Source organism: Natronobiforma cellulositropha (genome assembly GCF_025629245.1).
Classification (GTDB): Archaea; Halobacteriota; Halobacteria; order Halobacteriales; family Natrialbaceae; genus Natronobiforma; species Natronobiforma cellulositropha.
In genome coordinates this window covers 1-12603 of the sequence record NZ_JANZXN010000051.1, presented here as the reverse complement: position 1 = coordinate 12603, position 12603 = coordinate 1, and the positions used below count along the sequence as shown (strand labels likewise).

The following is a 12603-nucleotide window of genomic DNA, read 5'->3' as shown; positions in this document are numbered from 1 at the left end:
GGTGGCCCGGTGGCCGAGTTCGTCGTAGAGACCGATGTCGATGTTCGAGATGCCGTGAGGTTCACTCACTGCGTTCTCGAAGGTCGCGTTGACCACCAGGCGGTCATCTAAGGCGACCTCGGACGTCTCGAGGGTGTGGCCGACCAGCTTCAGCGGCTCGCGAAACTCGACGCTGTCGACCTGCCGGCCGTCGACGGCCACGATGTACGTGCCAACGTCGAGGGATTCCCCCAGTGAGACCTCGTACTCGTGTGTGTCGCCGGGCCGCAGGATTACGTCGGTCGTCGCAGTCGCGTTCGCCACTGCCTCGCCGTCGGCTTCCAGCAGTTCGACCGCGCCGCCGAGGGGCTGTGGTCCGAGCCCGGCATTGCGCATCGTCACCTCGATGGTGACGTTCTCACCGGGTGTGACCTGCCCGTCCGGAACGTCCGCCTCGACGAACTCGAGCCAGCCGCCCGTTCCGACGGTATCCGACGACGCTATCGACGCTGTCGTCACACCGTCCGCCTGAGCCCCGAGGAATCGTTCTTCGGGACCGTCACCGCTCGAAACGGCCGACGCGAACCCACCGAAGGTAGCGAACGCGCCGACCAGGAGTACTACGATGCCGATGAAAATCAGTGTACGCCACCGCATACGTTAGTGTTTCCCCCAGCCGCCGCTCTGTTTCTCACACATACAGAACTGTCCAATTTTAATTAATATAAACCCGGGTTTATGTGTGGGTAACCTACGTGATTACCTCAGAGTAACCTCCAGGGAGGCATCCCCTTCCTCCGGTATTCACGGCCGGCCGCCGGTCACAGCCCGCCGCCGTCGACCTCGAGATTCGTCCCGGTGACGTACGACGCCTCCTCGGAGGCGAGATAGCAGATGGCGTCGGCGATCTCTTCGGGGCGGGCAGCGCGCTCGAGCGCTCCGGGGCCGCCCTCGTGGGGCGTCGTTAGCTCCTCGACGTAGCGGTCGGCGGCGTCGCCCTCGCGCTCGCCGATGTGGTAGTCGGTGATCGCCCAGCCCGGAGAGACCGCGTTGACGCGGATGCCGTCGGCCGCGTGGTCGTAGGCCATGTCCTTCGTCATCGCGACGAGCGCGCCCTTCGTCGCGTCGTAGAGGCTCCACCCCTCCCGGGGGAGGCGCGCTCCGATCGAGGCGACGTTGATCACCGACCCGCCCTCGCCCATCAGCGGAACCAGGTGCTTGACGCCGTAGATTGCGCCCTTCAGATTGACGTCGATCACGGCGTCGATGACGGCCGAATCGGCCGCCGTCACCGGTCCCTGCTCGCCACGGACCGCCGCGTTGTTCACCAGTACGTCGACCCGGCCGAACGCCTCCTCACAGCGCCGTGCGACCCGCTCGAGCGCCGCCTCCTCGCTCACGTCGGTCTCGACTGGGAGTCCTTCAGCGCCGTCTCCGGTGAGTGTCGCGACCGTCTCCGCGGCCGCCTCGCCGTCGATGTCGACGGCGACGACGTGCGCTCCCTCGGCGGCGAACCGGCGGGCAGTCGCCTCGCCGATGCCTGCACCTGCGCCGGTGACGACCGCGACCGCACCCTCGAGTCCCCGTGTCATGTGTGCTCACACAGCCGGTGAGGGAAAAAGCGTTCGGCTGGCGGCGATTCGGTCGCGCTCTCAGAGGTTCGCGCTGCCGCCGCCGCCGTCGAGTACGATCGCCTGCCCGTTGATGTACGCCGACTCGGGCGAAGAGAGGAACGCGACCGTCCGGCCGAGTTCCATCGGATCGCCGATGCGTTCGATCGGAATCCCCTCACCGCGGGCGGCGAGTCCCTCCTCGTAGCTGTCGTACTCGCCGCGTTCGACCGACTGCTCGACGAGTTCCCGAATGCGCGGGGTCTCGTGGGCCGCTGGCAGGACGGCGTTGACGCGCACGTCGGGGCCGAGTTCCTTCGAGAGGGTCTTCTCGAGACCGATGACGCTCATGCGGACGGCGTTCGAGAGCACCAGTCCGTCGATGGCTTCCTTGACGCTTTTGGAGGTGATGTTGACGATGGTGCCGCCGCCGCTCTCGAGGTGGTCGACCGACTCGCGGACCAGGCGGACGACGCTCATCACGAGGAGGTCGAACGCCTCGTACCAGTCCTCGTCGTCGGTGCCCAGGAACGGTCCACTCGGCGGGCCGCCGGCGCTGGTGACGAGGTGGTCGAGACTGCCGAACTCCTCGACGGGGCGGGCGACCATCGCCGCGATGTCGTCGGGGTCGGTCAGGTCGCCCGCGTGGCCGACGACCTCACCCGTCGCGTCCGCGCGGACGGACTCGACGGCCTCCTCGAGTCGCGTCTCGTCCCGGCCGTTCATCACGACGTCGACGCCCTCCATCGCGAGCGCGCGCGCCGACGCCTTGCCGAGACCGCTGCTCGATGCCGTCACGAGTGCTGCGTTGCCATCGATCTGTAAGTCCATACGTAAGCCGTCTCCCGGCTATCGTGTAAACGTTGACCCCGAGGCAAGCATCCGCTCGAGCGGGCGAAGTAGTAACGGCTTTAGTTTCCGAGGACAGTCGAGAAACGAATGGGAGTCGAAGTCCTGACCTTTCACGCGGAGTGGTGTGGGCCGTGTACGCAACAGGAGCCAGTCGTCGCCGAACTCGAGGGGGAGTACGAGGAGGTCGCGTTCACCTCCCTCGACGTCGAAGACCACGTCGAGACGGCGAAAGCCTACGACGTCAACACCGTCCCGACGCTCGTTATTCTCGCCGACGACGAGGTCGAGGCGACGCTCACCGGCTACCAGCCGCGTGCGCAGATCGAAGATCACCTCCGGCAGCTTCTGTAGAGCGCTTTCGCCCGTCGCTCGCTCCGCGCCGGTGTCGGCTCACGGCCGGCCCAGTCCGGTCGGTGGGTCGAGCGCGTCGGCGATCGCGTTCCGCTTCAGTATCGCGAAGCCGACGACGACGAGGAGGAAGCCGACGACCGTCAGCGCGTCGAGTGACTCGTTCAGGGCGACCACGCCGACGACCGTCGCGACGATCGGCACCAGGTAGGCGACGAGCGCCGCTTCGAACGCGCCGTACTCCTCGAGAATCGAGAAGTAGATGAAGAAGGCGAGCGCCGTCGAGAAGACGCCGAGGTACCCGACCATCGCGAGCGCCGTCGGTGTGACCGCCGTCACCGTCGCCGTCTCGCCGATCCCGGCGCTCGCGAGGTGCAACGCCAGTGCGCCGACGAGCATCGACCACCCCGTCAGCGGGACGCGTCCGATGGTCGGTGCCGCCCGCTGTACGAGGACGCCACCGAGGGCGACGCTCGCGACCTGCCCGACGATGAGCAACCGCCCGACGGTCCCGCCCGCCAGCAGATCGGTCGGATCGGGCTGTACGACGAACGCGATGCCCAGAAAGCCGATGAGGACACCGACCACGCCACGTTTCGAGAGGCGTTCGCCCAGGACGAGAAACGCCCACACGGCGGTGACGATGGGAATGAGCGCGTTCATCACCGCGGCGACACCGCTCGGCACGGTCTGCTGGCCGACGAACAACAGCCCGTTGCCCGCGACGAGAAACAGTCCTCCGCCGAGGATCGCCGCCTGATCGTTTCGCCGCCGCGGTACCCACTCCTCGAGACGAACCGCCGCGTACGCGAGCAACAGCAGCGCCGCCACGTCGTAGCGCGCGGCGGCGAACAGCAGCGGTGGCAGGTACTCGAGTCCGACCGCGATGGCGGGAAACGACAGCCCCCACAACACTGCGAGCGTACAGAAGAGCGCGGCGTCGAACGCGCGGGACACGTCCCCCACTTCGTTCCGCGGGCGAAAGTCCTTGCCGTTTCCGGCCGGCGTCGGTCAGACCAGTACCGCGATACCTGCCAGCGCGAGCGTGACGTACGCGCCGTGGTAGAGGACCGTCGACGCACTGATGTACGTCGTGTACCGGCCGACCGGATAGGAGTTGACGCCGGCCGGAATCGCGATCACGCCACGGGTCCAGGGAACCACGTTCGTCGCGAAAATCGCGACGCCGCCGTACTGGGCGAACCACCGGTCGAAGCGCTCCGTCTCGAGGTCGAGGTAGGAATTCGACTCGACGAACGGCCGGCCGTACCGCCGGCAGCCAGCGTAGACGACGAGCTGTCCGAGGACGTGTGCGACCGTCACCACCAGGACGACCAGGGCGGCCTCCCAGTAGGTCGCCCGGATCGCGAGCACGTAGCCGGGCAGGAAGACGCTCGTCGGGAACACCTTCCCGATCAGCGACCCCTTGAGCACGAAGATGGCGAACAGGACCGGCAGACCGACCGTCTCGAGCAGCCCGTAGCTGAACTCGAGGAACGACTCGAGCATGGGTCAGGCCGCTGCGGACGGTTCCGACCGGCGTCCCGTTTCGGACGGTCCCGACCGGGGGTGTGATCGATCCGTTCGTCGCAGACTGCAGTGAGCGTCACCGAGACGGCAGAGAGAGCGGCTGGAATGCATCTGCTCGACGAGAGGTCACGCTGGTACGTATATCCGCGTGCGCGTTTTCTCACCCAGAAAATCTGTGTGATGCTTTTCAGGACGGGTGGCGAACGGCCGGCCGAGAGCCAATGCTGTTCGATGCCGACCTCGTTGCCACACTCGCCGAGAGCGTGCCGCCCGTGCTCGCTCTCGCGTTGGTGTTCGTCACGTTCCTCGGGAGCGTCTACGTCGTCGCCCCGGCAACGGCGCTGGCGGTCGTCTCCGCCGATCGCCACCGGGTCGCGACGTGGCCAGCAATCGTCGCCGGTGGCTACGGACTCTTCGTCACGCTCAAGCCGATCTTCTCCATCGCCCGCCCCATCGTCGAGCCACCGGCGACGGCGGTCGCGTTTCCCGGTGCGAGCTCGGTTGTCTACGATCTCGCCGTCGGCCCGACGAGTTCGAGTTTTCCGAGCGGACACGCCCTCGCAGCCACGGTGTTCTGGGGACTCGTCGCCGCCGATGCTCGCGTCGGTCCCCGCCGACTGCGTCTGTTCGGGTGTGCGAGCCTCGTCGTCGCCGTCGCCCTCTCGAGGGTCGCCCTCGGCGTTCACTACGTCGGCGACGTCCTCGCGGGCGTGGCCGTCGGACTCGCGTTCCTCACCGTCACACTGGCGCTCAGAGACCGCTCGAGCGATCCCGTGCTCACGGCTGCTGCCGTCGCTGCGGTTCCGGCCGCCGGTGGACTGGTCACCGGGCGGCCCGCCGACGCCGCCGTCTTGATCGCCGTGGTCCTCCTCAGCGCCGTCGTCTTCCGCCGTCGCTGACTCCTGACGCGTCTGCCCCTCGTCTGACGCGGATTTTCACGCTCGGAAAACGCTGTCGCGTCTCTATTACCCCGGGGGAGAAAGGGCCTGATGGGGACGCAGGAGCCACTCCACCACGGAGGCGTCGTCCCCGTGCCTCTGACAGTTCCGTCCGGTGATAGTCACCCCCGCTGACGCATTTTCGCGTCGCTCGACGTCGAGTTTCCAGTGTGTAGACGAGTACCAGCACGCGTCGAACCGCCGCGTCGAACCCGGTGTCTGTCAGTGTCGGCCGTACAGCGAGTACGTGATCGTCACCAGCCCGAGCAACCGACAGACGTTCTCGAAGAAGACGACCGCTACCTGCGTCGGATTCGCGACGGTGTTGAGTCCGACGTTGACGAGGAACGGAAAGACGGTGAGCAAGGCGAGACCGACGGCGAGATAGAGCATCGAGGTCGCCCCGTTGCGCCGGTAGCCCCGGTAGGCCTGGTAGGCGATGATGGCCCCGAAGAGCGCGACGAGCAACAGCGTCACCACGGACAGCACCTCGAACGTCGTCGCCTCGTCGAGCCGGACGACCTCCGTCATCGGAGTCCCTCCCACATGTCCGTGAACGTGTCCGCGACGTCCGCCTCGCGGTAGGCCACGTCGAGCGAGAAGGCCCCGTCCTCGAGCGAGAGGGTCAGGCGGTCGAGGTTCGCGCTGTAGACGCTGTAGTGGTTGCCGTCCGGTGCGAGTTCGGTTTCTTCGGTGACGAGTTGACACGCCTCGAGTCGCTCGAGTCGCCGATAGATCGTCGGCAAGGACGCGTCACACCGTTCGCTCAGTGTTTTCGCAGACATGGGTTCGACGCTGGTTTCGGTGAGGATCGATCGTGCGTACTCGTCGTCGAGAATCGAGAGTACCGTCGGGAGGTCGTCGTCCTCACTCACGAGTGACCGTTCGTTCTTCGACCCATATCAAAAGACACACGGATTCTCCGAGTCAGAACACGCCGTTTGGGTTCCCACCGCTCGCTGTTGGCGGCCCGCCACCAGTCGCCGCCGAGACGGGTCGCTGACACGGCTCACGACGCCGGACAGCCGATCGATTCGCCAACCGCGAGTGCGAGACCGTCGTCGAGCCCGTCGCTCGCGAAGATCGAGTAGTGACGGTCGCCACACGCCCACTCGAGTTCGGTTCCCTGGCCGGTCCGCTCGAGCGACCCGACCGCACCGTCGACCTCCACCGGGTCGCCGCCGCTCGCGTAGCCCCGCGGTGCGTCACCGGTCGTGACCGAGACGGTCTCGCCCGCGCCACGGTAGAACAGCGAGACCTGCGTCCGGTTCTCGTCGTGGAACTCGTAGCCGCTGATCGTCTCGAGGGAGACGGTCTCCGGCAGGGCCGCCGCCGGCGGTTCGGCGACCGCGAACGGGACCGCCCCGGCCGCCTCCTCGACCGTCTCGTACTCGGTGATCGTCGGGAGGACGATCTCGAACGGGTCGTCCGATGGCTCCGAGTCGTCAGTCCCGTCGTCCGTCCCGGTCTCGTTCACCTGCGGTGGCTCGAAGCGTTCGTCGTCGATCGGCTCGCCGATCGTCACGTCCTCGTAGGTGACGGTGAACGTCGCCTCGGCCGTCTCGAGGCGGAACTCGAGCGGGAAGAGCGTCTCCTCGTCGAGGGTCACCGCGAGCGCGTTCGCCTCCCCGTCTTCGACCGTCGCCGTCTCGAGGGGCAACTGGTAGACGGTGTCGCCGACCAGCAGGTCGATCGAGCGCTCGACCGTCTCGGTCGGCGGCGACTCGAACGCGACGCGAAGCGCCTCGCGCCCGTCGACCGTCGTCTCCTCGACGGTTTCGATTTCGAGGTTCTCGACGTACCGTTGCTGTTCGGCGTAGAGTCGCTCGAGACGGCTCTCGTCACTCGCGGCGAGTTCGAGCACCGAGACGCTGTCCGTCTCGAGGTCGTGGTTCCAGGCCCGCTCGCCGTCGGTGACGACCACGTACGGTTCGTCGACGCCTTCGACCCTGGTGGCACCGTCTCCGCGGAGCCAGACGTGCGTCGTGATCGACTTCCGGTCGCCGTCGGTTTCGACGCTGGCGGCGCGTACCGCCTCCACCGACGCCGGTGGTTCGGCGTCCGCGAGTCGTTCGGCGAGTGCCTCGGTGCGATCGGTCTCCTCGCCCCCTGTGAATCCACTGCATCCGGCGAGGACGACCACGAGGGCGACGATGGCCACCGTCGCTCGGATCTGCCGGCCCATACCGTCACTCGTGAGCCGATACCTATCACTCTATCGTTCTGTTACTGTGTTATCACCACGCCCGCTGACTGGCTTCCCGGAGGCGAGAGCGCCGGTCGGTGTGGCCAGTGGTGTCTCGTTCGTCTCACTTCACGCACCGTTCTCTGTGGCGTGCGGGACGAACACCGACTCGCCCTCGATCGCGAACTCCTCGAGCAGCGCCCGTCCCCGCTCGCCGGCCAAGAAGTCGACGTACCGCTCCGCCAGGTCGCTCTCGACGTGGGGGTGGACCGCCGGGTTCACCGGCAGGAAGCTGTAGATGTTCTCGAGTCGCCGGTCGCCGCCGGCCGTCGGTCCCTCGACGTGGACCGCGAGGTCGACGCGTGAGCGCATCGCGACGATGTTGGCTCGTACCGCCAGCAGGTACGCACCGCGCTGGCTGGCCTGGAGGACGGTCTCGCCCATCCCGCTCCCGCTCTCCGTGTACCACTCGCCGGCCGGGTCGATGCCGACGGTCTCCCAGAGGTCGCGCTCTCTGTGGTGCGTTCCCGAGCCATCCCCTCGAGAGAGGAAGTTCCGTTCACGCCGGTAGATTCGCTCGAGCGCCGACAGTACGCCGTCTGCCTCGCCCGCACCCGCCGGATCGTCGGGGGGTCCACAGAGGACGAAATCGCCGCTCGCGAACGGGTAGCGCCCCGTGGCGTATCCGGCGGCGAGAAACTCCTCCTCGAGCGCTCGCGCGTGTGCCATCACCACGTCGACGTCACCGCGGCGGCCCGCGGCGATCGTCTCTCCGCTCCCGGCCGAGACCGTCCTGGCGCGGACCGCCTCGGCGGTCTCGAATGCCCCGTGGAGGTGGCGCGCGAGACCGGCGTCGTACGTGCTCGTCGTAACCGCGACGGTGAGCGTCCCCGCCCACGACCCGCCCGCTCGAGAGCGCCGCCCGGAGAGACAGCCACCGACCGACACGGACGCCCCGCCGACCGCGGCCAGCACCGCACGGCGGGTTCGGTTCATATCGTCACGTCACCCACCTGTGAGATAAATCCGCCGGTGTTGGCAACTATTCCAGATTACATCTCGAGAACAAAGAAACCGTCTCTGCTTTCTCTCCACTCACTCGAGCCACGTCCCACCCGGGACCTGTCGGCCACATTTCACCGGAAACGAGGAGTCCGACCCGGCACGTCCGGCCGCGAGGCAGTCTTTTATCTCCCGTCGGCGGTATCTCGAGCCATGATGCTCGACGTGCCGACGCGGTTCGACGAACGGGACTGGGAACGAGACGTCGACGGCGGGCCGGTGCGGTTCGCCGTCGTCGGTCTGGGCTGGTTCGGCCGGGACGTCGCGATTCCGGCGATCGAGGAGTCACGATTCTGTGAGACCACCACCCTGGTGAGTGGCTCTCCCGAGACCGCCGCCAGCGTCGCCGACGAGGTCGGCGTCGAGACCGTACTCACCTACGACGAGTACGCCGCCGGCGAGTCCGCAGACGCCTACGACGCCGTCTACGTCGTCACGCCGAACGCCCTCCACCTCCCGCACGTCGAGACCGCCGCTGCCCTCGGCAAACACGTCCTCTGTGAGAAACCGCTCGAGGCCGACGGCGACCGTGCGGCCCAGGCAGCGGCGGTCTGTGAGGAGGCGGGCGTCACCCTGATGACCGCCTACCGCATGCAGACGACGCGCTCGGTCCGCTGGGTCCGCGAGCGAATTCGTGAGGGCTTCATTGGTGAGCCAGTCCAGCTCCACGGCGAGTTCTCCTTCCGGATGCTCGCCGGCGAGGACGCCGACCCGACCCAGTGGCGCATCGACCCCGACCTCGCCGGTGGCGGCGCACTGATGGACATCGGCGTCTACCCGCTGAACACCGCCCGCTTCCTCCTCGAGTCCGATCCCGTCGCCGTCCGGGCGACGACGAGCGCCCCCTCACCCGCCTTCGACGGCGTCGACGAACACGTCGCGTTCACCCTCGAGTTTCCCGATGGCGTCACCGCCTCCTGTACGGCGAGTTTCGGTGCAGCGAGTGCGAACCGCCTCGCAATCCTCGGCACCGAGGGCCGGATCGTGATCGAACCCATCTTCGGCGTCGACGTGACGCGGACGATCACGCTCGAGCGCGACGGCGGGCGGACGGTCGTCGAGACTGACGAACCCCACGAGGTGTGCGAGGAGTTCGACTACTTCGCGACGGCCATCCTCGCCGACGGCGAACTCGAGGCCGGTGGCGACCACGGCGTCCTCGACGTTCGGATTACTGACGCCATCTACGAGTCGGCCGACCGTGGCGAGCGGATCGAACTCTAACCCGTACACCTTTCTCGTGACTGTCGGCCACCCGAGTCTTCTTGTGCCCCCGAAGAGAGGGCTGATCGATGATGATCGACAAACTCGAGACGTTCGCCACGCGGACCGTCGGCTTCGTCCGCCTCCACACGAGCGACGGAGACGTCGGTATCGGCCAGCTATCGCCGTACAACGCGGACATCACGGCGACGGTGTTTCACCGGCAGGTCGCTCCGCACGTGTTGGGTGAGAATCCGCTCGAGATCGGCCGGCTGGTCGACTCGGTGATCGAAGCCGAGTACAAGTTCCCCTGGTCGTACGTCTGCCGGGCGCTCGTCGGTCTCGACACGGCGGCGTGGGACCTCAGAGGAAAACGCCAGGGTGAACCCGTCGTCTCCTTGCTCGGCGGTGAACCCACCGAGATTCCGGCCTACGGCTCGAGTATGCGCCGGGACATCTCCCCCGAGGACGAGGCGGCGCGGCTTACCCGCCTGCGCGACGATCACGGGTTCGAGGCGTTCAAGGTTCGTGTCGGCGCACGCGAGTCGAAAGGGAGCGACGAAGACGAGTGGCCCGGACGCAGCGAGGCGGTCGTCTCGGCCGTTCGCGAGGCTCTCGGAGACGAGGTCGACCTCCTCGTCGACGCCAACAGCGCCTACTCGGTCGAGGGCGCAGTCGACTTCGCCGAGACGACCCTCGAACCCAATGGTGTCGTCCACTTCGAGGAGCCCTGTCCCTACTGGGACCTCGAGTCGACCGCCGCCGTCACCGAGCGCATCGACATTCCCGTCGCCGGTGGTGAACAGGACAACGACCTCGCCCAGTGGCGTCGCCTGATCGAGCTGGGTGCCGTCGACGTCGTCCAGCCGGACGTCTGTTACGTCGGTGGCATCAGCCGGGCGCGACGCGTCGCCGAGATGGCCGCCAACGCCGGTCTCCCCTGTGTCCCCCACGCTGCCAACCACTCGATGGTCGCCGTCTTCACCCTCCACCTGCTGGGTGCGCTCGAGAACGCCGGTCCCTATCTCGAGTACTCGATCGAAGACCACTGGGCCGAGGGGCTGTTCACCCCTGCACTGACCGTCGAAGACGGCACGGTCGCGATTCCCGATGGTCCCGGGTGGGGCGTCGAGGTGAACTCGGCGTGGCTCTCGACGGCCGACCACGAAGTGAGCGAACTCGTGTGAGCACGGGCACGTACCTGACCGCTCGTCTATCCGTTGCCGTCACTCGATTGCTGGCTCCAGTGGAATTATACTCGAGGCGGGCCACTCCGAGGTATGGCTGCAGACACCGCCGTTCTCGCCATCGGTGAGAACGCGTTTCCGTTCCACCGCTTCGAAGAGATCGGTCCCCACCTCGCGGACGCGCTCGAGTCGCCCCGCATCGACGTCACGCTCACGACCGACCGTGACGACCTCACAGACCTCCGCGAGTACGACGTCCTCCTCGATTACCTCACCGACAGCACCCTGACCGAGGCCCAGCGCTCGAGCGTCACCGGGTTCGTCGAGGGCGGTGGCGGCTACCTCGGACTCCACTGTGCGGCCGACCTCACGTCGACGGTCTCCGAGCATCCCGACACCGTCATCGAGAGCCGAGACGAACCCGTCCCCGAACTCCGCGAGCTGATTGGCGGCCACTTCCTCACTCACCCGGAACGCTCGACCTACGACGTCCGCGTCGTCGACAGCCACCACCCGATCACCGCCTCGCTGTCCGACCTGCGCGTCTACGACGAACCGTACGTCCTCGAGGTCGACGACTCGGTTCGCGTCCTCGCGCGTATGGACCACTACGAGCACGCCGACATGCCCGTCGTCTGGGTCCGCGACCACGGCGACGGACGCGTCTGCTACGTCGCCGTCGGCCACACCGTCTCGACGATCACCGATCCGGCCGTCGGTGACCTCCTCCGTCGTGGCGTTCGCTGGTGTACCGGCGACGGCCACTGACTCGAGCATCCGCAGCCGACCGCCCGCAGTCGCGTTGTCGACTCAGAGACGGTCCACTACTCGAGTAGGGTCTCTTGCCATCGTCCCACCTTCGACTGGGGACCGCCGCCCGGCGGTCGGACGCCGACTGTGTTCCCCCAGGCAGGTATCGGTGGACGTTCGGGTATCGAATCGAAACATACACACCGATCCGCCCGGTTTTTCGTTACGATCGTACGTCTGTAATCACTACTCTCTGGCCGTCGGTTCACGTCCAGACGCAGAAGGGGGAGACCGTTACGCCGTCACGACCGAGACGATACCACCGAAGTCGAGGATGACGCGCTGGGCGGTGTCACCGAAGATGGCTTTCCCCGTCGGCGAGCGCTTCCGGCCGACGATGAAGATGTGATCGCAGTCTTTCTCCTCGGCGACCGCCACGATTCGGTGCGCCTCGTCCCCGTCTTCGATGATCGCTGCGACCGGTTCGTACTCGATGTCGAGACCGTCAAGCTCCGATTTGGCGAGGTCTCGAGCGTACTGTCGCCCGCTCTCTTTGACGTCTTCGGTCGTGTACGAGGTTCCCTCGATGTTCGCGATGGTCGCCATCGTCTCTAGGTCCTGTTCGTATCCGTCTCGGTCCATCAACGTGAGCAACAGTAGCTCTGCACCGACGCCGTCGGCCAGCTCACCGGCCTCACGGATCAGCGTTCGAGCGTGGTCTTCCGATTCGACTACCACGAGTGCGCGTTTCATATCTGATACTGAAACCCATCGGTAAATAAATATTGTGCCGGGTAGCTCCCGGTTCACAGGCCGCCTGCCATCAGCTCACAGGGTGAAACACAGCCTATATTTCGGTCACGTAGTGGTGTTCCTCCGAGAGCGCGCTCGCGTCCTCGGGCAACAACGCCACTACCAGACAGTCGACGTAGTCCTCGAAGTACTCCACGACCGCCGCG

14 protein-coding genes and 1 pseudogene are annotated in these 12603 nt (G+C 66.6%); 5 read left to right on the top strand and 10 right to left on the bottom strand.

Annotated elements, in window-relative coordinates:
• The 3 genes from N0B15_RS15800 to N0B15_RS15790 form a co-directional block, all read right to left on the bottom strand.
• A partial coding sequence (locus tag N0B15_RS15800) for a hypothetical protein (protein ID WP_263020674.1) occupies positions 1-636 on the bottom strand: 636 nt, incomplete at its 3' end.
• A gap of 164 nt (positions 637-800) precedes the next feature.
• On the bottom strand, positions 801-1571 hold the full coding sequence (locus N0B15_RS15795) for an SDR family NAD(P)-dependent oxidoreductase (protein WP_263020673.1): 771 nt from the start codon (positions 1569-1571) through the stop codon (positions 801-803).
• 60 nt (positions 1572-1631) lie between these two features.
• Complete coding sequence (locus N0B15_RS15790; RefSeq protein ID WP_263020672.1) at positions 1632-2420, bottom strand: SDR family oxidoreductase; 789 nt, start codon at positions 2418-2420, stop codon at positions 1632-1634.
• Positions 2421-2519: 99 nt separating this feature from the next.
• Between N0B15_RS15790 and N0B15_RS15785 the strand changes: the two are divergent.
• A pseudogene (locus N0B15_RS15785) lies at positions 2520-2792 on the top strand (thioredoxin family protein); the annotation flags it as partial.
• A 39-nt stretch (positions 2793-2831) separates the two neighbouring features.
• On the opposite strand, the gene N0B15_RS15780 reads toward N0B15_RS15785, so the two are convergent.
• Both N0B15_RS15780 and N0B15_RS15775 read right to left on the bottom strand, forming a co-directional pair.
• Positions 2832-3746 (bottom strand): DMT family transporter, encoded by a 915-nt coding sequence (locus tag N0B15_RS15780; RefSeq protein ID WP_263020670.1) that lies wholly within the window; start codon positions 3744-3746, stop codon positions 2832-2834.
• Between the two features lie 54 nt (positions 3747-3800).
• Positions 3801-4298, bottom strand: a complete 498-nt coding sequence (locus N0B15_RS15775) for a DedA family protein (RefSeq protein WP_263020669.1) — start codon at positions 4296-4298, stop codon at positions 3801-3803.
• A 242-nt stretch (positions 4299-4540) separates the two neighbouring features.
• Between N0B15_RS15775 and N0B15_RS15770 the strand changes: the two genes are divergently transcribed.
• Complete coding sequence (locus tag N0B15_RS15770) at positions 4541-5218, top strand: phosphatase PAP2 family protein (RefSeq protein ID WP_263020668.1); 678 nt, start codon at positions 4541-4543, stop codon at positions 5216-5218.
• 261 nt (positions 5219-5479) lie between these two features.
• On the opposite strand, the gene N0B15_RS15765 is transcribed toward N0B15_RS15770, so the two are convergent.
• The 4 genes from N0B15_RS15765 to N0B15_RS15750 all read right to left on the bottom strand — a co-directional run bounded on the left by N0B15_RS15765 (position 5480) and on the right by N0B15_RS15750 (position 8438).
• Entirely contained in the window at positions 5480-5788 is a 309-nt protein-coding gene (locus tag N0B15_RS15765; RefSeq protein WP_263020667.1) for a DUF7521 family protein, read from the bottom strand.
• Positions 5785-6132: a winged helix-turn-helix domain-containing protein gene (locus tag N0B15_RS15760; protein ID WP_263020666.1), complete on the bottom strand. Its 348-nt coding sequence runs from the start codon at positions 6130-6132 to the stop codon at positions 5785-5787. The genes N0B15_RS15765 and N0B15_RS15760 overlap by 4 nt, the downstream gene beginning before the upstream one ends.
• Before the next feature lie 134 nt (positions 6133-6266).
• On the bottom strand, positions 6267-7442 hold the full coding sequence (locus N0B15_RS15755) for a LolA family protein (protein ID WP_263020665.1): 1176 nt from the start codon (positions 7440-7442) through the stop codon (positions 6267-6269).
• Between the two features lie 129 nt (positions 7443-7571).
• Positions 7572-8438, bottom strand: a complete 867-nt coding sequence (locus N0B15_RS15750) for an ABC transporter substrate-binding protein (protein WP_263020664.1) — start codon at positions 8436-8438, stop codon at positions 7572-7574.
• 219 nt (positions 8439-8657) lie between these two features.
• Between N0B15_RS15750 and gfo6 the strand changes: the two genes are divergently transcribed.
• From gfo6 to N0B15_RS15735, 3 genes are all read left to right on the top strand, one after another.
• Entirely contained in the window at positions 8658-9728 is a 1071-nt protein-coding gene (gene gfo6 / locus N0B15_RS15745) for a D-xylose 1-dehydrogenase Gfo6 (protein ID WP_263020663.1), read from the top strand.
• A gap of 68 nt (positions 9729-9796) precedes the next feature.
• Positions 9797-10894, top strand: coding sequence for a mandelate racemase/muconate lactonizing enzyme family protein (locus tag N0B15_RS15740; protein WP_263020662.1), 1098 nt, complete (start codon positions 9797-9799; stop codon positions 10892-10894).
• 93 nt (positions 10895-10987) lie between these two features.
• The gene (locus tag N0B15_RS15735; RefSeq protein ID WP_263020661.1) at positions 10988-11662 is read left to right on the top strand and encodes a ThuA domain-containing protein; all 675 of its coding nucleotides are present in this window, start codon (positions 10988-10990) and stop codon (positions 11660-11662) included.
• A gap of 276 nt (positions 11663-11938) precedes the next feature.
• Here the strand turns inward: N0B15_RS15735 and N0B15_RS15730 are convergent, their stop codons facing one another.
• Complete coding sequence (locus N0B15_RS15730) at positions 11939-12397, bottom strand: universal stress protein (protein WP_263020660.1); 459 nt, start codon at positions 12395-12397, stop codon at positions 11939-11941.
• Positions 12398-12603 lie beyond the last annotated feature (206 nt).